13 protein-coding genes are annotated in these 22,527 nt (G+C 44.5%); all 13 read right to left on the bottom strand.

The genetic code is table 11. From position 1 onward, the window contains the following. Positions 1-53: 53 nt before the first annotated feature. The 13 genes from GXO74_10125 to GXO74_10065 all read right to left on the bottom strand — a co-directional run bounded on the left by GXO74_10125 (position 54) and on the right by GXO74_10065 (position 22,361). Positions 54-653, bottom strand: coding sequence for a hypothetical protein (locus GXO74_10125; GenBank protein ID NOZ62025.1), 600 nt, complete (start codon positions 651-653; stop codon positions 54-56). 214 nt (positions 654-867) lie between these two features. After that, positions 868-1,851 carry a DUF4097 domain-containing protein gene (locus GXO74_10120; protein ID NOZ62024.1) on the bottom strand — a complete coding sequence of 328 codons (984 nt, stop codon included), beginning with the start codon at positions 1,849-1,851 and terminating at the stop codon, positions 868-870. A gap of 18 nt (positions 1,852-1,869) precedes the next feature. Continuing rightward, positions 1,870-2,715 (bottom strand): DUF4097 family beta strand repeat protein, encoded by an 846-nt coding sequence (locus GXO74_10115; protein NOZ62023.1) that lies wholly within the window; start codon positions 2,713-2,715, stop codon positions 1,870-1,872. A 32-nt stretch (positions 2,716-2,747) separates the two neighbouring features. After that, entirely contained in the window at positions 2,748-3,818 is a 1,071-nt protein-coding gene (locus GXO74_10110) for an NAD-dependent epimerase/dehydratase family protein (protein NOZ62022.1), read from the bottom strand. A gap of 212 nt (positions 3,819-4,030) precedes the next feature. Continuing rightward, on the bottom strand, positions 4,031-5,521 hold the full coding sequence (locus GXO74_10105) for an alpha-L-fucosidase (protein NOZ62021.1): 1,491 nt from the start codon (positions 5,519-5,521) through the stop codon (positions 4,031-4,033). Between the two features lie 123 nt (positions 5,522-5,644). Continuing rightward, positions 5,645-7,867: a BamA/TamA family outer membrane protein gene (locus GXO74_10100; protein NOZ62020.1), complete on the bottom strand. Its 2,223-nt coding sequence runs from the start codon at positions 7,865-7,867 to the stop codon at positions 5,645-5,647. A 453-nt stretch (positions 7,868-8,320) separates the two neighbouring features. Beyond that, positions 8,321-9,871 carry a hypothetical protein gene (locus GXO74_10095; protein ID NOZ62019.1) on the bottom strand — a complete coding sequence of 517 codons (1,551 nt, stop codon included), beginning with the start codon at positions 9,869-9,871 and terminating at the stop codon, positions 8,321-8,323. Positions 9,872-10,217: 346 nt separating this feature from the next. Then, entirely contained in the window at positions 10,218-11,630 is a 1,413-nt protein-coding gene (locus GXO74_10090; GenBank protein NOZ62018.1) for a PAS domain S-box protein, read from the bottom strand. Positions 11,631-11,847: 217 nt separating this feature from the next. Beyond that, positions 11,848-12,285 carry a response regulator gene (locus GXO74_10085; protein ID NOZ62017.1) on the bottom strand — a complete coding sequence of 146 codons (438 nt, stop codon included), beginning with the start codon at positions 12,283-12,285 and terminating at the stop codon, positions 11,848-11,850. After that, the gene (locus tag GXO74_10080; protein ID NOZ62016.1) at positions 12,282-17,399 is read right to left on the bottom strand and encodes a PAS domain S-box protein; all 5,118 of its coding nucleotides are present in this window, start codon (positions 17,397-17,399) and stop codon (positions 12,282-12,284) included. Before GXO74_10080 ends, GXO74_10085 begins: the two co-directional genes overlap by 4 nt. A 243-nt stretch (positions 17,400-17,642) precedes the next feature. Next, entirely contained in the window at positions 17,643-18,932 is a 1,290-nt protein-coding gene (locus GXO74_10075; GenBank protein NOZ62015.1) for a PAS domain S-box protein, read from the bottom strand. Positions 18,933-19,385: 453 nt separating this feature from the next. After that, on the bottom strand, positions 19,386-21,077 hold the full coding sequence (gene glgP / locus GXO74_10070) for an alpha-glucan family phosphorylase (GenBank protein NOZ62014.1): 1,692 nt from the start codon (positions 21,075-21,077) through the stop codon (positions 19,386-19,388). A gap of 219 nt (positions 21,078-21,296) precedes the next feature. Further along, positions 21,297-22,361, bottom strand: coding sequence for a phosphoesterase (locus tag GXO74_10065; protein NOZ62013.1), 1,065 nt, complete (start codon positions 22,359-22,361; stop codon positions 21,297-21,299). Positions 22,362-22,527: the final 166 nt, after the last annotated feature.

Here is a 22,527-nt window from a genome sequence, read left to right as displayed (position 1 = left end):
AATAAGCCCGCAAAGAGGAAAAATCAATTGCGGGCATTAACTTTCATCTGAAATTACTCCAACCCAAAAACATCCCGATAAGCCGCCGCTGTTGCGGCAAAAGTAATCGGCAATGCAATCAAAAAACCGACGCCGAGTAGCAGCAATCCGACAAACAAAAGAATGTACAGCAAAAACATGAACACGCTGAATTCAAAAATATTTGCCTGCACTGTTTTGCGACTGGTCTCCATCGCCTGCCAGAAATCCAGATTTTTTTCAAGAATTAGCGGAAAAGCGAACATGTACAGCGCCGACAGCACGATTCCGGGAATGATAAGAAAAATAAATCCCACCGAGACGAAAACCGAAATTAACAAATCAGCGAGAACGGCGGCGACAAAAAAATTGAATCCGCGGCTGATGTCTCCGATTTGCATGGGCTTGCCGCGCATTTTTTGAAAAATGACATAGTAAATGCCTACGGTCAAAGGCCCGGCGAAAAGAAATTTCAGCAACAGCGTGGATGAGGCCGCGAGAACGACGACCACGTAAATGATGGTGATGATAATAAATTCCCAAAAATTTGCAAAAACCAGGTCCCAGCCTTCGTTGACCCATTTGGCGATATTGACTGTTACTTCCGGGGTTGTTTTGTTTGTGGGTGTATTCATGATTTTCCTCCAAATTCTGCAAAAATTCCAAATGCCAGTATCTAAATTCCCGTCGGGCACGAAACTCAAACGACCGAAACGCAGCGAGATGTGGTCCACCTTTTAGGTGGGTACATCTGGTGTTCCCATGAAAATTGTCCGATACTTTTATTCAAAAAAGAGATTTTTTAGTTTTGATGCCTATCTTTGAAAATTAGAAACCAACCGGTTGCAATCACTTTTTCCGCAAATAAATATTCCCTTCCGACACGCTGACAATCATTTGCGCCGTTGGTCGGGAGCCGATGCTTTGTCGGCACCGTTGGCCGTCTTCGATTTTGGAAATTTTTAAACCGAAGTCGTTTCGGATTCTTCCTTCCTCCGTTTTCATATCAAATTCACAGCCAATAGCGTCGGGAAAGTAGATGGTAACATTTCCTTCGTCTGTGTACAGGCGGTAGGAATCAAATTTTCTTTCAGCGAGCGAGATTTCGATATTTCCCTCGTCCGTTGTCATCGTGGCGCGGCGGGCGTAAAATTCAGCGCAGTAAATTTTGCCTTCGTCGCATTTAATGGACGCCCGATCGGAAAAGGAATTCTCAAGGCGAATATCGCCCTCGTCGGTGCGTATTGTGATTTTTCCGTCGGTCGCTTTCAGACCGGAACAGGTGACGTGGCCTTCGTCGCTAACCAGTTTTATGTTTTCGGCGGAAATATTTTCGCAGTCAATATCGCCCTCGTCCACTTGAGCGGTTAGCGAGCCGCTGCAATTTTTCACCGCGATTTTTCCTTCGTCGGTCGTCAGGTTTAATTTCACATCCCGCGGAACAATTAAACGAAAATGTACCACTGGCGAGTGAGGGAAATTGGCCCAGGTATCGGGGTCGAAAAGATCCCAAAAGCTGAAATTCCTTTCCTGCCTGGGCTCGATGACTTTTACGCGCAGCGTGTGCAGCGAATGAAAAATGTCGATCTCAGTATCTTTGAGTATTTTCTCAGCCATCTCCTTGCTTTTGCCGTAGGCAATTTTTGTCCAGGAAATTTGAATATCCGATTTGTCCCAGCTATCGACTTCGATATTCCCGTCCTCGTTGGAAATGGAAATGGCAGCACCCGCCTCGATGGCAAAAGTTTTTTGCTCGGTTTGTGTCGCTTTTTCCCTGGCAAATACTGCTGTCGACAGCAGTGAAACAGCGATCAGAATGATAATTTTCTTCATGGCTTTTCTCCCGATAATTTATCGAAAAAGAACATTCAATTCGCCGACGCCGCTGTGAATTGCCAGCGAAAGCGTCCGAGTTTGCTCGTCGTAATTTTGACTGAAATAATAGCGCCCGCGCTTTTCAAACTCATGGCTGATGTTTTGATTGGTCAAAAAACCAAAAGTAGTGCTGCGCAATTTGATCCCGACGTCGCGAGGTAAAATGACTTTGGTGGTGCCCATGTCCAGGTCGATGTCCGCATGAGCGGATTTGCCTCCTTGACCGCGAAAATCAATTTGCAACTCGCCAATGCCGCCGTTGATTCGACCGTCTTCAAAGCGCGCGTTTCCCAGATGCTGCAATTTCGCGGAGCCGATTTTTACGTCAATGTCGAGGAATTCCATGGCGATACGATTTGCCTCAGCGAAATCGACGTTGACTTCGCCGGCGGTGGTTTGCAATTCGAAATTTTTCAGAGACAATCCGCCGACGTCAAGGTCGATTTTGCCGGCTTTCATTTCGCTGGAAAATTCAATAGCGATATCATCCGGCAGGTAAATTTTAACTGTGGAAGACTGTTCATCTTTAGTCGATTTCAGCCACTTGTCATGATCGAGAGCAACAGATAATTCATTGTCTTTCTTATTAAAATCGATTTCCAGGTCGTCAAATTTTTTGTTGATCCGTCCGGCAATTCTTATCTGCGCCGAATGATTGTGTTTTTCGACAAAAACCTTTCCGGCGTCGATTTGAATTACCAGTTTGAGTGTTTTATTTTTGGGGACATCAACTTTTCGTTCAATGGATTGAAAGTCCTGCGCTGAAAGCTGTAGCGTTGAAAAAAACAACACCGCAATCAGGCAGATAATTTTTGTGCGCATCGCATCCTCCTTAATTGGCGGAAAAATTTGTATTAAATGAGCAACCCTTTGTCCAACAATTTTTGACGCAACCGATCTTTCAACTCACTCGTTTCCAATTCCCAGGCAGAGATGAAAATATCTTCCAGATCGTAACTCATCAATTCGTATTCACCTCTCGGGCTGAACGGCGACACTTTTGGCGTGTAATCTTTACGCCAGCTTGCTAAAATTTTCCGAATGCTCTGACGAATCCCGACTTCCGGTTGATAGCCCAATTCCTGTCTGGCTTTTTCGATGTCGGTTACGAATGAGTATTTGTAAACATAAGGAAAATAATATGTTATCGAAACCAAATCGCGAAAAATCGAATGAGGAATGTTAATTATTTTTACTCGTTCTTCCATTGCCGCAGCAATCAAACGAATGAACTGATTGAGACCGATAGCCTCTGCGCCGGCAATGTTGTAACATTTTCCCACGCCGTTTTCTTTCACAATCGCCAGCAAGAATGCCTGTACTAAATCATCGATGTAAACCGGCTGGAAAAGATTTTCGCCGGAACCGGGAATGAGAATTTTTTCTCTGCCGTGCTTGAGACGGTCGATGTAATACCATTCGCGCATTTCGCCGGGGCCCATAATTTCCGCCGGCCGTAGCGACACAAAAGGAAATCCGTTTTTGTCAAATTGTTCCGTGAGGTATTCTTCAATCAGCGTTTTATTGTACGCGTAGCTATTTCCCGGTTCGGTGTCAAAAAGTCTCCGATTGGGAATCGGCATGAGCTGGCGTTCGCGAAATTCTTTTGTCAGAGCAACCGCCATGGAACTGGTAAAAATGTATTTTGCGATCTTGTCGCGAAAAATTTCTACTACCTGTTCTGCATCTGACGGAAAATAAGCGCTGGTGTCAATGACCACGTCAAACTGGCGATTTTTTAGCAAAGAACGAAATTTATCCGCATCCTGTCTGTCGCAAATCAACCATTCCACGTCCTCGTAAAAAGGAAAAATGTTGCGACGCGTGCCGCGATTAAGCAAAGTTACATTTTGATTTCCTTTGAGCAAAGCCTCCGTCAAATATTTCCCCAAAAATCGCGTCCCGCCGATAATCAAAACATCCATCGTTTCACACCTCTATTTTTTTTAATTATTACAAATTTTTCACATTCCAGCGTTTGTAATTAACAAATTTTTTCGATGGATGTCAAGGAAATTTTGTTGTATCGCCAGAGAGTTAGTATTATTAACGAGGAAATCAGGAAAAAGTTACTTTTGCAGGGAATGTTTTTTCGCAACTGTGCGTTATCTTTGAAATGGCGCCCAACTTCTCACCTTCAGATTTTAAATTTCAAAACCCAGGCCTGCTCGCACGGCGGATTTTTTCGAATCGACTGGGGAATTTCCACGACGAAGCCAGTACCGACTTTTTTCCAGGTCAGCTTTTCCCTAACACCGAGCAGAAAAATTGCCGCTTTGTCCGCCGGATGAATATTTTTTATATGAATCCTTGCCGGCGGCGCAGACTCGTCATCTTTCGGTAGATAAATCGCGTAAACGATGTTTTTATTCTTCTTTTTTGTGAAGCAGACATTCCCGTCCTTGTAGGGCGCAACGACGCGCGTTCCGTAAATTGCTTCGCTGTTCACTTTCATCCACGAGCTCATTCCTGCGAGCATTTTGTAGGCGCCGGCCTGCCAAGTTCCGTCAGGACCGGGAGCGATGTTGAGCAGCAAATTTCCGCCCTTAGCGACAATGTCGACCAGTAAATGCACAAGTTCGCGGGCTGATTTATATTTTGCATTCGGAGTGTAAGACCAGCCGCCGCCGGAGATGATGCACGATTCCCAGGGATAAGGAATGGGTTTGGGCGGTACGACATTTTCCGGTGTCAAATAATTCTGATTGGGGCCAGGAACGGCACGGTCAACAACAATCAGTCCCGGCTGTTTCTCGCGCGCTTTTTTCACCAACTCGTCCATACGAATATCCTGATTCACGATGCGCTGTTTTAAAAAACCGGATTTTGTTTTTTGGGCTGCTCTTTCGTAATATTTTCTGATCTCCTCTTTGCTCTGTTTCGCGACCCAACCGCCGTCGAGCCACAAAATATCGATTTTGCCGTAGTTTGTCATCAACTCCAAAATTTGGTTGTGCGTGAATTGCACAAATTTTTCCCATTTTTCAGGATAGAGCACCGGGTCATAATTTACGTTGCGATCCAGCGGCGGGAAATAGGGAGCCCAATAAAATGGACTGTGCCAGTCCGGTTTGGAAAAGTATGCGCCGATCATAAAGTCCTGGTCGCGGAAAGCGTTGAAAATTTCTTTTGTCACGTCGGCGCGCGGATCGTTGTGAAAAGGACAGTCCTTTCCTGTAATTTTGTAATCTGTCTCTTTTGTGTCCCAGAGACAAAACCCGTCGTGATGTTTGGTCGTAAAAACGACATATTTCATGCCCGCGTCTTTGGCAGCCTGCGCCCATTTTTCCGGATTGAATTTTGTCGGATTAAAAGTTTTGATCAAAGCTTCGTATTCTTTTTTGTACTCAAAATAGTTCTGCGGATTCGAGCCTTTTTTCCTTGCGCACCAGCCGTAATCTTCCGGACAAATCGACCACGACTCAACTATTCCCCATTGGCTGTAAGTTCCCCAGTGCATCAACAAGCCAAATTTCGCATCCTGCCATTGTTCGAGTTTCTCCGCGACCAGCTTGTCTGAAACTGGGTAGTATTTGTATTGATTTTCGTGTTGGGACTTTGCTTTCCCTGGAAAAATCAAAACAAAAAACAATGTGCACAATTGCAAGGAAATGATTGTTTTGATCATGTAGGTTTTTCCTCTAATTTTTTTTACGGCACGCGGATTTGACCAGTATCACAGATAAAAATAAGCAAATCCGCGACTATCGGCAAAATCCGTGTGCATCCGCGTTCTATCTCAGATTAATTCTTAAAAAGGCCGATTAATACGAAAAGTCACCACCATCGGCTTGCCTTTTTCGTCCATGCGTTTGGCAAAATTTAGTCGCACGTTTCCTTCCTCATTGCTGATGGCGAAACCCAGCGATGTGTACAGATCGTCCCAGCCGAGATCGTCGTAGCCCTGATGGTAATCGAGCGAATCGCTCACGTTCCACAAATATCCGGCATCCGCGAAAAGGATCAGATTGAAATCTGTAAACCCAAACACATCGTTCATCGGATTGTGGTCGTTGTAAAGTCGGTATTCCAGACTGGCGACGACCATGCGATTGCAATTTTCGAATTCTTTAAATTCATAGCCGCGCAGCGCAGAGAAACCACCAGCGTCGAACAAATATTGCCGCGGCAAAACGCCGCGCGATGATCCGGCGCGAATGCGGAAATCCAAATTTTCGCCGTAAGTCACCGGCTGGTAGCGGCGGATATCCACAATGTAGCGGTCGAAATCCACGCCGGAAGTCACGTCATTGAAATCCGGGCCGGCGAATTCAGCGAAAAGAGAGACAAACCACCCTTTGTTCGGATATTTGTAGCTGTCGCGGGTGTCGATTTTCAGACTCGCCCGGACGCTGTTGTATTCTAATTCGTCGATGGCGGGATTGGGTCGAAATTTCTTGTCGCCGCCAAAAATCGACCAGTTGGTCTTTTTTCCCAGCCCGATGTGATTCTGGTGATGATAGCCGGCGTGCAGCGTGGCAATTTCCGAAATTTCAACATCCGCGTACACAGAATAACCCTCTTCGCGGTAAAAATCCTGAAAATCTTCGCGAATCAAAATCGCCGCCAGCGAATTTTCAAACGTGGGCATGATCCACTCGTCTTCGGTTTTGGTGAAATCGTGAGTTTCCACGCCAATGATGGGACCGTATTTGCCTAAAAATCGCCTTTCCAGACCGAGCTGGTAGCAAGCGCGTTTTCCGGCAAAACCGTAGCCAATGTCTCCGTACAAGTCGAACAGCGCCCGGTTGTCTTCGTAGCGATTCTTCACTTTTCTCAGTCCCAAGAATAGTCCCTCCACGCGATTGTAGCGAAACAGGAACGATTCATCTCCAAATTCAGAGCGATAGCGATGTTTTTTCCTGCACGATTTTTTCTCCCACTCATAGCCGCGCTTGGGACCGACGGAAATGCCGCCGACACCGACGTTGACATGTTGACCGCCGTCGTCAACTTTGACGCCGGTGATATTGGTCTGCACAATGTCGCCGCCCACGCGAGCATTTTTGTGGCGATGAATTTTGCCGCCAACGCTCACGACATCGCCGGAAACCAAGGCTGTAGAATCCAAATCCACGCTTCCCAACACTGAAACAACGTCGCCGTCGACTTCGCCTTGCACATTGATTGTGCCGCGGATTGTGACCACGTCGCCGCGGATGATTTCATTGGGCTCAATGGAGACGTCGCCCCAGAAACGAAAAACGTCGCTTTTTTCATCGCGCTCCAGATAGCGTTTCTCAATTTTATCCCGCAATTCATCGTCATTTTTTGTCTCATTCTCTTGCGCAATTTTCGTCTCTTCGCTCAATTGTAAAACATTACCGGTCACCAGCGCTTCGTCTGCCAGATCAATTCGTCCCAGATAATTGACGACATGGCCGTCCACCGCGCCGCTGGAGTCAATTTTTGTCGTGCCAGAAAACTGGTACACGTCGCCCTCGGTTCGTCCGGCAATTTCCAGATCATGGTTCAGGATCAAAATATCCCCTTTGACGTTCACCGTGTCGGCGATGGTCGTGTCTGAAATGAAAATATTTAGCGGGAAACCGTAACCCACAAGCGTGCGTCCGCCAATTACTTTGGCGCTGTCGTTTTTGATCTGCACAAGATCGCCGGCGATTTGAGCGCCGCTGTCTGCGGCAACTTCGCTCTCAAAAGAGATTACGTGACCGTAAATCTTTGCTCCGGGCTGCAAATTTACCACGCTGCGAATGGCGACAATGTCCCCATACAGAGCGCCGTCGATGATTAGGTTGCTGGATTCAGCGACAATGTCCGCCTCGATGACTTCGTCTTGCTGAATTTCCATTTCGTCTTTTTGGTAATGAATCAGTTTCTTTTTGCCGTGAGAAAAAGTCTCCATCGCCATCGCTTGTGCGATTGAGGAATAAATGAGCAACGCAAAAATCAAAACAAAAGCGAAAAAAAGCAGAATCAAAAAAATGATCTGTTTGGTCTGTGACGATTGCATGATTTTCTCCTGATTTATTGTCATTGGGCATTGTCATTTGAAATTCGGCATTGCCTGGTAATGTTCAGTTTCATTGAGGCAAATCATGTGCCTAAAAAGTTGGTGGTAATTGACATTAAAAAACAAGAGGTTAACGTGAGGCAAAAAAGCATTGTTGTAAATTGACACAGGGGCAAAAGTCACAGGTGTTGCAAAAATACACAGAACTTGTTCGTATTTTTAACGTGATCCTTTTAAAGCTTTAAAACTTTTGAATGAATTAGTTCAATTTTTGGATTGATAAAATTGGTCCTTTTAGTGAGTTATTTAATAATATGAATGACCAGTTAAAAAATATTCTTGTAAATATTACGTTTAAAAATAATGTAGGGGATGCATATATGCGTCCCCTACAACCTAATTTCAACAAAAATAGTTGATCGTAAAATTTAACTGGTCATTGGTATTTAATAGTCATTTCCGACAAAAAACCACCAGCAAAATATCATGCGCCATGCCGCTGATCGTGGCAAAAAGCACAATGATGATGTGAATCACAAGCAAAATCACATCCGGCGAATGGTGGAAAAGAAAATATTTCAAAAGCGTTGAAAGAAAAAAAGGCAAAAAAATGAGCACCGGCAGCAGTGTGTATTTCCGAAAAAATCCGCGCCACAGTCCGCGGCTAAACCAGGCAAAAGGGAATAGCAGAAAAAAACAAATTTCGACTAACATGTGGCCTGTATTTTTTACACCAAACAGCAGCGGCAGGTAAAAACTGGTATCGTAAATCATGGGGCGGATCAATTTCCCTTTTCGAAACAAGCGAATTTCTCCGCGATTGAAAGTCACGGCAAAGGTTTGCGGGTGATTGGCTGACAAAACAGGCGAGCTGAACAGACTTACTAACGAGCCATTCTTCCCGGTCAGCGGCGTGCGCACGCGAAAATTCAACCGATTTTTGACCTGACCTAACGTGAAATTTCGGCTGACCGGATCTGCGGACAGAGAAACAATTCGCGCCGGACCTGACTGATTGAGCGTTGTCGGCATAAAAGTAATCAGCACAGTGATTTCATTGGCGCGACGAAGCCGATCAATCAAATTTTTTGCCGGTTTTCTCGACTTCAGCAGAGAATTATTTTTAATGGAAATAAATTTTTTTTGCGCGTTCAGACGCAGCGCAGAATGCGAAGCGATAACCAGATCGCTCGCGCCGGTTGAATCAGCCAGATTGTTAACGGGAAATTTGCTGAAATCAAAAGAACAAACAGGTTGCGGCGATACGGTTTGAGCAGGAGAAGTTTTCGCATTTTGCTCAATCAAACGATCAATTTCACGGCTTTCGAGACACCGATTAAAAATCTGTAGCTCGTAAATCGAACCTTTCCAGGGCCTGTCGCGCGTGGCTTCGTTTCCGAGGAGCAGGTAAAACTGGTCGTCCCAATTGCGAAAAGTATTCAGCAGAGACGGCAAAAGGAAAATGGCTGTCAGAATGAGTGCGTACAAAAAAACTCCCGTTCGCAAAAACTTTTGGGAACGCGTACGGATACGGCTCACAAAATCTTTGATCGGCGCGCTGGGAAAACGGATCGCCAACATGGCGCCGCCAAAGCCGCCGACGGTATTGTTGATGACATCGATGGTGGACGTTATGCGCGGCAAAAACATCTGTGAGGTCTCGACGCTCACGCTGATGAGGAAGCTGATCGCTGTCGCGGCGATGATGGCGAAGCGATTGGCAACGCCGGAATTTTTGAACAACAGCGCCGCCCAAAAACCGATGGGAGCGAGCATGAGCAAATTAATTGTCAAGTCTGGAAAACTGGTCGTACCCGCTAATGCGGAAAGATAGCCGCGGCGAAAAAGCAAGTACCGCTGGAAATAAAACATGGAAAATCGAAACGGCGACAATGTCAGCAAATAAACCAGGCTCAAATACAAAATGACAAGAGACAAAATGGCGCTGACGAAAATTCTCTGGCGGGCGTTTTCTTCATTTTGCCGCAAAACTTGCTGAGCCATATTCCTCTCTGGTGTTGTCAGTGCAAATTAGTGAACAGTTAATACATTCAACGCCTTTGGAATGGGGAAAGTTTAATTTGGATTGGAAATAATTGTGGGTTTCATTAGCCGCCAGAATTCGAAATGGTCAGGGAAAATATTTTCAAAAATTGAGCATCATGACAAATCATAGTGATTATTCAAAGGAAAATTGAACCACCACCACAATTTTTGTGGTGTTAACAAAATAAAGAATAAGTAGTTAACTGCCCTGTCAGTTTTAATTTACATTTATTACTTACTCAATTTAGCAACTTTTCGGAATTGCCCCCCAACCCGAAAAGAAATTTGTGAATGAAGACAACTCTCACCGCTGAAATTTTTTGGGAAAAGTAACGACAAATTTCGCGCCTTGGGAGCGGTCAATGTCCATTTTTCCTTCCAATTGATCAGTCAAAGCGCGGAGCAAACGGGAACCCATGGTCTCTTCCAAAGGGAAATTTTCCGGCAAACCCACGCCGTCATCGGCGACGGTGAGGGAATAGGATTCACCCAAATCCTCGAAACGAATCAGAATCGTGCCGCCTCTTTTGTCGGGAAAAGCATATTTCAACGAGTTTGTCACTAATTCGTTGATGAGCAGACCGCTGGGGATAGCTTTGTCGATCCCCAGCCGCGCGTCACCGCCTTCAACCACGAGCGATACCGGTGATTCTGGCGAATGATAGGCAAGAAACAGACCGCGCGCCAAACTTTTGGCGTAATCGACAAATTTGATTTCCGCTAGGTTGTCCGATTTGTACAATTTTTCGTGAATGAGCGCTAACGTGCGAATTCGGCTAACAGATTTCCGGAAGACGTCTTTTGCCTCTGGCTGGTCAATTCTCGCCGCCTGCAAATTCAACAGACTGGAGATAATTTGCAGATTGTTTTTCACGCGATGATGAATTTCATTGAGCAAAAGCTCTTTTTCTCGGAGTGAAGCTTTTAATTGTTCTTCAAAGGCTTTTCTTTCGCGAATGTCTCGGGTGACAGACAGGATCGAGAACTCGGCAGAATCGGAATTCGGTTTTAATTGCTTGCTCTTTGTCTCTACCCAGGTAAACGAACCGTCTTTGCAGCGAAAACGATACTCCACAGAGGAAATCACATCCTTCTCCAAAACTGATTGATGTGAGTTTTTGACGTCATTCAAATCATCCGGATGCACAAAATCGTAGCAAATTTTTCCGAATAATTCATGAGCCTGATAACCAGTAATCTCTTTTGCTGACGGGGAAACGTACAAATACTCCCCTAATCGAGTACACTTTGAAATAATGTCGGAAGCATTTTCCGCTAACAAGCGATATTTCTCTTCGCTGATGCGGAGCTTTTCCTGCGCCAGACGGCGTTTTTGTCTTTCTTCGACTAATTGCAGCGCCCGCTCAATGGCTGGCGTTAATCTGGCAAGGCGATGTTTGAGCACATAGTCAATGGCGCCGGATTTCAGCGTTTCTATTGCCAGTTCTTCTCCGATAGTGCCGGAAATGATAACGATCGGCGTGTCCGGATAGGATTTTTTCAATTCAGTGATCGTTTTAAAGGGGTCAAACGCCGGCAGCGAATAATCCATTAAAATAATATCGTACTCATTTTTCTTCAATCCGGCGAGCAGTTCCGATTTATTTTCAACGTGAGTGAGCGCAAAGGGAAATCTCTCGCTGAAAAATTGCGCCTCCACTAATTCAACATCTTTCAGTTCATCTTCCAAATAAATGATTTTTACTTTTTTTTTCATTTGTCAATGGTCCCGTTTCTCTGTTAATCTCAATCACTAATATTTAAAAAAAAGATGAAAGAGTCAATGAAAATATTGCAAAATCGCGAAAAAGTATTGATTGATGCTGACGACGATGCGCTACGGCGCTACCTTCCCTGAAGCGTCAAAATTAAAAATAAATTTGCACCTTTACCAGCAGAAATGCAACTAATTTTTTATTCCAAGGCGCAGAATCCTACTGGGAAACTTTGTTCAGCTTTATCCAAAAATCTCCCAGCATTCTTACCGCCTGTTGAAATTCGGAAAAATTGACCGGTTTAACCACGTAAGCGTTCACGCCGTAGTAATAGCTTTTATTAATATCACGTTCCATTCCTGAAGACGTCAGCATAACCACCGGTATTTGTTTGAGTTCGGGATGGGCTTTCACTTCGCGCAGCACTTCGTGCCCATCAATTTTAGGCATTTTGATATCCAACAAAATTAAAATCGGATTTTGTTTATCCCGCTTGCTAAATTTCCCCCGACGAAAAAGATAATGCAGAGCTTCTTCACCATCATTAACGACAGCGATTTCTTGCCGTGGCACACTCACTTCCGCCAGAGCGGAGAGAGTGAGTTCAATGTCATTTTGGTCGTCTTCTGCGAGGAGAATTTTCGGGGAGTCTGTCATTCGCTGCTTCCTTTCCCTGTTTTTGGTAATGTGAAATAAAATGTCGCCCCCTTGTTGACTTTTGCCTGTGCCCAAATTTTTCCGCCGTGTCGCTGAACGATTCGTTTGACGTTGGCGAGGCCGATTCCGATACCCTCAAAATCTTTTTTGCTGTGGAGTCTTTGAAAAACGCCAAATAATTTGTCCGCGAATTTCATGTTAAAGCCAACGCCGTTATCTCTGATGGAAAAAACAAATTGATCGGCTTCTTCCTGGCAGGAGATTTCGATTTTAGCAATGCGACGGCGTCGCGTAAACTTGAGTGCATTGCTGATCAGATTTACCCAGACCTGACGAATGAGCATTTCGTCACATTCTGGTTCAGGCAATGGATCAATTTGCCATTTAATTTTTCGTTGCTCCGTTACAAATTTCAAATTGTCAAGAACGTTGTTAATGACCGCATTCATAGCCACTTTTTTCAAATTCATGCTCACGCGGCCCATGCGCGAGAACTGCAACAGACTTTCTATTAATTGTGCCATTTGCTGCGCCGCGTCGGAGATGTTTTCCAGATAATGCTGCGCGGGTTGTTCCAAATTGTCTTTAAATTGCTCCAGCAGCATTCGGGAAAAACCATCGATATGGCGCAGCGGAGCGCGCAAATCGTGAGAGACAGAATAGGCAAAAGACTCCAGATCCTGATTTGCTTCTTGCAACCGTACATTTAGATTCTCAAACTGATTACGGGATTCATTGACATCTTCCAGTAAATAAGTCAGCGCTTTCTGGGATTCCTCTAATTTATTTGTTTTTTCTTCCAACTCGCGCGTGCGCTCGGCGACCATTTTTTCCAGATTTTCCGTATATTTTTTTACTTGAGCCTCGGCGTGTTTTTGTTCAGTAATATCAATACCTATCGACCACGAAGTCCAGCCAGGAATAGGAACTTCTGCGGAAATATTATGCCAGGAAATGACCCGTTCTTCGCCACTTTTAGTTGTGAGCGTCATTTCCCAACCAGAAAATTGGTTTCTTCGTTCTTTCCATTCTTTGAGCAAAGAATGGAGATATTTTTTGTCAGGATAAAGCAGATTGAGTGCATTGGGATTGCCAACTATTTCCTTGGCGGAAAATCCTGTCACGTGCTCACACTCCTTGTTCCAAAAAACGATTTTCTCCTTTTCATCGAAAGCATCCACCATGACCGGAATATTTTGCACAATGAGACGAAATCTCTCCTCGTTTTCGCGCAGCGCCTTTTCCGCTTCTTTTGCCTCGGTGATATCAAGAAATGCTGTGGCAAACTGTCCTTTTTGCGGAGAAAACACAGCAACGATGAAATGTTTTCTCATTGTTTCAAAAAAGTTTTCGAAAATAAGCGGTTTTCTTGTCTCGGAGACGCGGGCATAGACAGCGAGAAACGGCGGCGGCTCCATTTGATAAAGTTTTGAAGCTAATTCCCCATTCGCCTGATCCCTAGGAATTCCGATGAGTTTTTCGAACGCCGGATTGACATCTAAAATACGATAGTCCACTGCCTTGCCGCTTTTGTCGTAAATAATTTCGTGCAGAGCAACTCCTTCATTGAGCGAACTGAACAAGGCGCGATATTTGCGCTCGCTGGCGATCAGCGCCTCTTCAGATTGAACTCTGTCAGTAATATCCATAGAAACGCCGCCTATCAGGGGCTCTTCCGTTTCCCTTTGGATAACAAATTTTCTTGTTTCAAAAATTCGCGGTGTCCCTTCTTTATCAGGGAGAGTTTCAATCGTCTGAAGCAATCCTTGTGCCAGAGTCTTCAAATCATCTGCACGCATTTTGTTACTCACGGGCTTGGGAAATAATTTGTAACAGTCTTTTCCGAGCCAATGTCTGGCATCAAATACATCGGTCATATATTTATTCACATAAAGAATGACACTATTTTTATCTTTGATGAAAACTCCGGCCGGTAACTCGTCCATAAAAGTGGCAAACTGGCGCTCACTCTCGCGGAGTTTCATCTCAATTTCTTTGTTGACAGAAATGTCGCGCGCAATCAGCAAAAAGGCAAGCTCGCCGTAAAATTCGGTGCGAGCAACTACCGAGGAATACCAATGAATTTTTCCTCTTTTATCCTTAATCCGAAATTCGATCGGAAGTGAAATATCTAACGGGCTTTTGACGAAATTTTTCATTTTTTCTATTATTATCGGCGCATCATCGGAATAGACAAACTCTAATCCGCGGTCATGTTTTTCAATGTCACTGATCGAATAGCCGGTCTGATTTTCCAGCGAAGGACTGGCAAACTGAATTCTGAAATTTTTATCAAAAATCAACACAATATCCGGAATAGTTTCCACAAGCGACCGATAATGTTGCTCGCTTTGTCTTAATTCCCGTTCCGCACGCTTGCTTTCCGTGATATCCATCACAGTAAAAGTAACGCCTTTTTCCAGATCGGACAAGTCAATCGCCGATGAACTGATCAACACGTCGAGTATTTTCCCTTGTTTGGTTCGAAACTGAGTTTCAATGGTACCTTTCCCCGACTGTTGAATTTGCTCATATTTTTCTTTCCCGGCTCTTTCAAATTCTTCTTGCGAGGGATAGATCATGCGCGCGTTTTGTCCGATCAGTTCGTCCCGCGCGTAGCCTACCATTTCACAAAAATGGTCATTCACCTGCAGAAAAACTCTGTCGCTGACCAAGCCGATGCCGATTGGCGCAGAGCGGAAAATGCTGCTCAAAGTCGCCTCTCGTTCTTGCAAAGCAACTTGTGCCTGCAATTGCTCGGTGATGTCGGTGATGGTCGCAATGAATCCCAGCGTTTCGCCTTCTGGCGTGCGTTGCGGGAGAATTTGCCCCAGTACATGACGCACTTCTCCGTCAGGACGCAACAAGCGAAATTGGCGGTGAAAAGTGGCTTTGCCCTCAATGGACTGGTAAAAAATTTTAAGTATTTCATCGTAATCTTCCGGATGAACTTTGCCGGTAGGATATTTGTCTGGTTGACCGCTCGGCTTTTCGCCGGTGATTTCATAAAATTTTTTATTCGCTCGAAATCCGCTGTTATCGGCATTCATGAACCAAATTCCGACCGGGGCATTTTCAAAAATAGTCTCCAGCCGCGTCTTGCTTTGCAGGAGCTCAAGTTCGATGAGTTTTCGTTCTGTGATGTCAATATGAGTTCCTACTGCGCGCAGCGGTCTCCCTTTTTTGTCCCGCTCGACAATTCTGCCCCAATTTTGTATCCAGCGCCATTCACCGTCTTTGGCGCGCATGCGATGTTCGATTTTAATGTGCGGTATTTTTCCTGATTCATGCAATTCAGTGATTTTTTCCACTTCTTTCAAATCATCAGGATGAATCAAGTTGTACCAGGGCTCGATTCTGCTCTCGATTTCTTTGAGGGAATAACCCAGCATTTCCGCCCATTCTTTACTGCGAAACACTTTCCCGGTCACAAAATCCTGATCCCAGAGGCCAATTCCGGCACTCTCCAGAGCCAATGCTAATCGCTGTCGGCTAATTCTCAGCTCTTTTTCAGATTCGATACGGCTGATGGTATTCGCGACCTGGTTGACGAAAGTTTCGATGATGTCGTTAAGCAGAAGAGAATTGGCAAAAGAAAAAATTGTCACGTTACCGTAAATGACATCTTTTTTGCGGATGCCGACCACGTGGGCGCCTGTTATCTGGCACACCTCTTCTGCCTTTTTGCACACTTCTTCAGGAATTTGTTTCATCAATGCATCGTACATGCCGCATTTGAGCGTGACTAATTTTCCTGTTCGAAATCCGTCGAGAACTTTTGGTGAAAAATCTGAAAAATTAAAATCCGATAGCTTTTTGCCAAAAATTTGCTCGGTTTTTTTGCGAAGCGACGGCGACAGACCAAAGATACCGTGAACGCGCAAAGCGACGCTTTCCGAATCAAAAAGATTGATCACGACAATGCCGGACTGAATGAGGTCATGTACGTTTTCACCGAGGAAATCATAAATATCCTGATCCGGCGGAAAATCAGTGAGTGTGTCTGCTAACACCGTTAATTTCAATAAGTTTCGGTGAATTTGAGTTTGCTCGGTAATGTCTTGCTGTACCGAAATGGAGTGAATTATTTTGTTATTTGCATCTGTGACCGAATTAACGTTTAGAATGACAGACCTTTTTTCTCCGGATTTTGTTTGAATTTGTAACTCTTCATCTTTTAGAACGCCGGTTTTTCTCCATATTTCGAATAGCTCTCTGGCTTTTTGTTTACTTTTCGGAGTATAAATCGAGAGAATCGGTTTTCCGACGAGCTCTTCTTTTCTGTAACCAAGTCTCCGACAAGCTGTCTGATTGACATCTAATATTTTTCCATCCGGCGAAACCATGTAACAATAATTCGCCTGATTTTCAAAAAACAACCGAAATCTTATTTCAGATAGCCATAAGGAATTTTCAATATTTTTTCTTTCAGTAATGTCAATGACGCTGGCAATCGCTCCCTGATAGTTTCCCTTTTCGTCTAAAATTGGCGCGTAGTCCAATGTCACCAACAGCTTGCTGCCATCTTTTTTTTGAAATTCAAAATCATGTCGGCCTTTGATTTCTTTTTTGCGCCGCTCCAGTTTTTCCCGAAGAATTGCAGCGTGTTCGTCATCCGTAAAATCAAAAAGGCGTTTGCCAATCATTTCTTCCTGCTTGTAACCGAGCATTTCAGCCATGCTGGGATTGACGAATGTCGTTTTTGCCTCCCCGTCGATGACCCAGATGCCTTCCCGGGTTAATTGAATCAATTGATTGTATTTTATTTTATCGGTGCGAACTTGTTTGGTTCGCTTTTTTGTCAATTTTTCCTCGTCAATTTTTTGCAAAATGCTCGCGAGAAGCTGTACTGCGTCTTTCAACAAAGCGGGAAATTGTGGGGAAATCTGTGCGGCATCTCCGTTAATTCGGAAAAATCCGAAAGAGGACTGATCGGTTTTGATGGGCATGAACGAATCAATTTTTGTCCCGTCAGCTTCCTGGCAAAACGTGATTGAAAAATCAGAGTGAAAAGAATTGATCGTGCTAACAAACGCGGCAATGACGCGTTCAGTATCCTCCATTTGCGATAATTTTACAAACAAGGAAAGCAAATCATTTACGGATGATTTCATGGCTCTTTTTCTCAGAGTTTGACAAAATTTCAGAAATCCACAAAGATCGAACTCATTGGCTGGCGCTCCATTGAAGGGTGCGGCTTCCGTCGCGCCTATTTAAATTCGTTGCGAATTACATTCCTGATTTGCCGTTCGAAAATTGACTTTCTGCCAAAAAGAAAAAATTTCCGGGAAATGCGATTTGTATCGCCTCACATCGCCGGCCGAAAATGGAATTATTTTTTTGTAATGGCTATTTCTTCACGATTCAATCTTCTGCGTTAGTCGCTTAATTTGTTCCGTCAAAATTACCACTTTTTCTTTTAATTCTTTGATGCGAAACTCCCTACCCACAAACAATTTATTGAGTCGTTGCAGTTCGTTATTTTTTTCTTCTAATTCAGCGGTACGTTTTTGCACCAATTCCTGCAAGTGATTCCGATAAGCTTCCAGCATTTTTTCCGTTTTTTTACGCTCTGAAATATCACGTGCCACAATGAAGACTCCGTCAAGTTTTCCCTCGCGAAAAATCGGAGAGGAACTCACTTCTACGGGAATGCGCGCGCCGTCGATATTGATAAATTCAATTTCGAACAAGTATTTTTGCCGGCTGCTTCTCATTCCTTTTTCGCTTCGTTCATTAATTTCATTGACAAATTTCTGTGGAATGAAGTCCGTTATTTTTTTGGTTATTGCTTCTTCCCTTCTGTAGCCGCAGAGCTTGAGACCGGCGTCGTTCACGTAGGTGATATTCCCTTCCGCGTCGTGGACGAGGATAATGTCCAGCGCAGTCTCTGTCAGTAAGCGAAAATTTTCCTCGGTTTCAGCGAGTTCACGCTGAGCGGCTCGTTCGCGAAGACGGTACGTTTTGAGGCGTTCGGCTAAATGGGATAAATTATCAGATAGTTGGCGTGCCTGGGGATTGGAAAAAAGAAAGGTTCTGCCGGAAATTTTTTTCGGCGGCAATTCGACGTCTTCGGTTATTAATTGTTTAATAACATTTCCGCTGTGAAAAATGGGATTGATTAGCGACAATTGAACGAAACGATACACAAGGATTCCGAGAAACAAACCCATCACTAATAAAATCGGAATTGCAACGCGGTAATTTTCACTGAGATAATTTTTCCACGAATAATTGTGCAAACCAACGCTGATGATGGCTTGATCCTGCTCGTCATTATGCACAAAGCGAATCGGAAATTGAAGCAGTTGTTTCGTTTCTGGTGCGTTTTGCTCGGAGGCAAAATTGATTGACGAGTTCGAGTAGTCCACTGAAACTGCGAAATAATCGATCACGCCCATTTGTTGCAAATGATCAAGCAACGCGCGCAATTGCTTAAAATCGTGCCATACGAGCGTGTGCCTAATCTCAGGTAGCAAAATTTGCTGAAACGCAGCGCTATTTTTTTTGTTGCCATAATTAACCATGTGAAATACGAAAAGAAAAGAAAAAGATGCCGCACAAAGCCATAAAATCAACCATACGACTAAAAAATATCGGGAAAGGCCGGACTCGCGTTTTGATATTTTTTCTTCCGTTTCTTTCATAAAAAGACGCCGTTTTGTAGTTGAGATGGATTAAATGGGTCGGTCATTGCCGCTACACGAAGTATCGCTGCAAATCATACTTGTTGCTCATTTGCATTTTTGATTGAAAGTGAACGATCTTTGGAGAATTGTCTCCCTGATTCTTCGTATTCCCGATACATCCGCTTATCGGGGCAATTGCTACGGAACACGCACCTTCTTGCCTTTTTTTGCTAAATTCAGACGACGGAAAAATTTAATGCCCCTTTTTTGTCGTTGTCCTTAACACAAAATAGAAAATTAACGTTTAAAAGTCAATAATTTTATGAAAAAATAGCAAAAAAGATGGTCTTCGCAATTTTTGGGAGTTATGCCTTGCCGCCGCGATTGCATTCTTGTCAGAAGAGAATTCTCACATTGTAGAAACCGGGGCGCCGCTATTAACAGTGAAAAACTGCGCCCCGACAAAAAATTTTACAGGAAGTATGCTTTCAAAACATACTGCATCATCATGCGCTGCGTGGTGAAAAATGACCCGTTTAATGCGATGGCATGACGCATGATATTAATGAATTTGTCGCGATCGTTGTAATATGTCGGGACGACGACGCGCTCCAATTTATCGTAAAGCGAAGCCGCATCTCTGGCGCGACGTTGGTCATCCGAAATCGCCTGCAAATCTCCGATTGCCCAGCCGGTCACGTTTTCGATGCAGCCTTCGATCCACCAGCCGTCTAAAACGCTCAGCGACGGCACTCCGTTGAGCGCCGCTTTCATGCCGCTGGTGCCGGACGCTTCCAGCGGAGGAATCGGATTGTTGAGCCAGATGTCCACGCCGGAAGTGATTAACCTGCCCAGTTCAATATCGTAATTTGGCAGATAGACAACTCTGATCTCAGGTTCAATTTTCGAGATCGCCTGAAATAATTGCCGGATGAGCTGTTTTCCGTTCTCGTCCTTGGGGTGGGCTTTTCCGGCAAAAATTAATTGAATCGCGCCAACATTGCGATGAATGTGAAATAAGCGTTCCAGATCGGAAAAAATCAAATCAGCGCGTTTGTACGCCGCAGCGCGACGCGCAAAGCCGATAGTCAGGACATCCAAATCGAAATTGACATTCATTTCCTCGCTGATGTGAAGAAACAGCTCCTCTTTTGCTGCTCGATGCGCTCGCCAGATTTCCTCATTGGGGATACTCAACGCGGAACGCAAACTGAAATTGTCTTCGCGCCAGCCGGCAATGTATTTGTCAAATAATTTTTGCATTGATTTCGACGCCCAGGAAGCGACATTCACGCCATTGGTAATGGAGTCAATAACGTAATTGGGGAACATTTCCCGTGATACTTCGCCGTGTTTTTTGGCGACGCCGTTGACGTAATGGCTCAAAGTCAGCGCCAGATGGGTCATGTTCAGCTTGTTATCGCAGCAATCAAGTTCTTTGATAATTTTTAATTCTATCGGATTGAGAACTTTCTCCACTAACGAAATCGGAAATTGGTCGTGACCGGCCGGCACCGGCGTGTGCGTGGTAAAGACGCATTGCTTGCGAATGTTTTTGATTATTTTGGGCGTAATAGTATCGCATTTTTCATTGTCAAAATACTCTTTCACCAATTCAACTGCCAACAGACTGGCGTGGCCCTCATTCATGTGAAAGCGGATAATTTCATCGTAGCCCAACGCACGCAAGATGCGTACGCCGCCAATGCCCAAAATAATTTCCTGACACAATCGATAATATTCATCGCCGCCGTACAAATAATGAGTCAGCGTACGGTCAAATTCAGAATTTTCCGCCAAGTCCGAATCCAAAAAAAGAACCGGAATCGAGTGATCGGCAAATCCCTGGACGTTGTAGCGCCAGGCGCGAATGTGCACTTGGCGATTCTCGATTGTCACAAGTGCGCGAACAGGCAATTCTTCCAAATAATCGTCGATTTGCCAGTCAATAGGCTCTTCGATTTGATTTCCGTTCTCGTCGAGTTTCTGAAAAAAATAACCCTTCCGGTGCAATAAAGTGACTGCCACCATGGGAATTTTCAAATTCGCCGCGGATCGCAGTGTGTCGCCGGCAAGCACGCCAAGTCCGCCGCTGTACGTTGGCATTCCCGGATCCAGCGCGATTTCCATGGTGAAGTAAGCGACTTTTTTTTCTTTCTTCATAAAATAGGTTCCTGGTTTTTTATTATTAAATTTTTTATTATTTTGCTGAACATGAAATTTGGAAAAATAAATTTAGCGCTGCGAACAGGCATCTGGCGCATCGCAAGCGCATAAAGATACGACAATTTATTGATTTGTTCAATAAAAATTTTCAGAAAATTTCCAATAAAAAAGATGTGCTCCACTTTATAAGTGAGGTACATCTTCTAACTTCAAAAACTACTCAGATAATTTTTCGGCTTCATCCTCGCCAATAACCGGATTCCACGAAACAGCTTTGTAGCCCAAATTTCGCGCTAATTTGTCGGACAATTTCATTTCCAGGGCAACAATCTCCTCGGCCGTCATGTTTTGGATAGAAATTTTCCCGCCGGCAAACATGCCGTGGCCTCCGCTATTTTTTTTATCGTTGACAATGCGCTGGATCATGTTACCGGCTCTGGCATTGGGGTTTGAAGACCGCAGCGACAAATGCAAATCTCCCTGAAAACGTCCGCTGCACAGACTCCAACTTATTCGCTTGTGCCGCAGCAACAAATCCGCCATTTCCCCGACGATCTCGGGAGCGCTAATTTCGCCGAGGTGAGCGCAAATAATCTGGCGGTAACTGATCGTGCGGTGCAGCGTTTTCGCCAGCGTCACAAAGTAGGAGCGTGACAGTTTTGGTCGGGAAATTTTTGCCAATTTACGCACATTTGCTCTGGGATAAACCTCAAGATACGAATCGATGTCGCGCTGGCTGGTTTCGCGTCCCAAATCCTGCGTCTCCGAGCGAATAGCGTAAGAGAGCGCCGTTGCCAGATTCGTCGGAATTTGAATGTCTGCGACGGTGAGCAATTCAACAAACAATGTGGACAAAGCACCAATATTGTTATCGACAATGGCGTAAATGATATTTGAATTGCGCCGCAGCGGATGATGGTCGAAAACGAGATGACACAATTGACCTGGCGGAAAAGAATTATTCCCGGCGCCGGGCTGCGTATCCAGCATGGCAATGCAGTCGTAGCGATCGAGGCGCAACCGATTCAATTGTTTGAGGTGAATTTTCAGCTCGCGAATCATGGCGAGATTTTCAGCCCTGCCAATGAAGCCGCCGTAAGCAATCGTCGTTTGCAGACCAAATTTTTCCCGGGCAAAGTAACACAGCGCCATCGTCGACGCCATAGCGTCGGGATCGGGATAATTGTGCAGAACGCACAGAAGGCGCTTTTTGTCCGACAAAACTTCTTCAATCCGCTGTAACTGAGTTGCAGTGGTTTCTGATTTATTGTTTTGGTTCATAAACTAAACAAGAGTTTCGAGTTACGAGCTGTTGAGTGGAAGTGCAATTCTTTAAATAAAATTACGTTTTAGTGCAAAATAATACAATTTGTTGTCGTGTTAACAACATAAAAATAAGGAGTTAACTGCTTCGTCAGTTTTGATTTACATTTATTACTTACTCAAT

The sequence above is a fragment of the Calditrichota bacterium genome (genome assembly GCA_013152715.1).
Classification (GTDB): Bacteria; Zhuqueibacterota; Zhuqueibacteria; order Thermofontimicrobiales; family Thermofontimicrobiaceae; genus 4484-87.
This window is presented reverse-complemented; position numbering and strand designations above follow the sequence as displayed.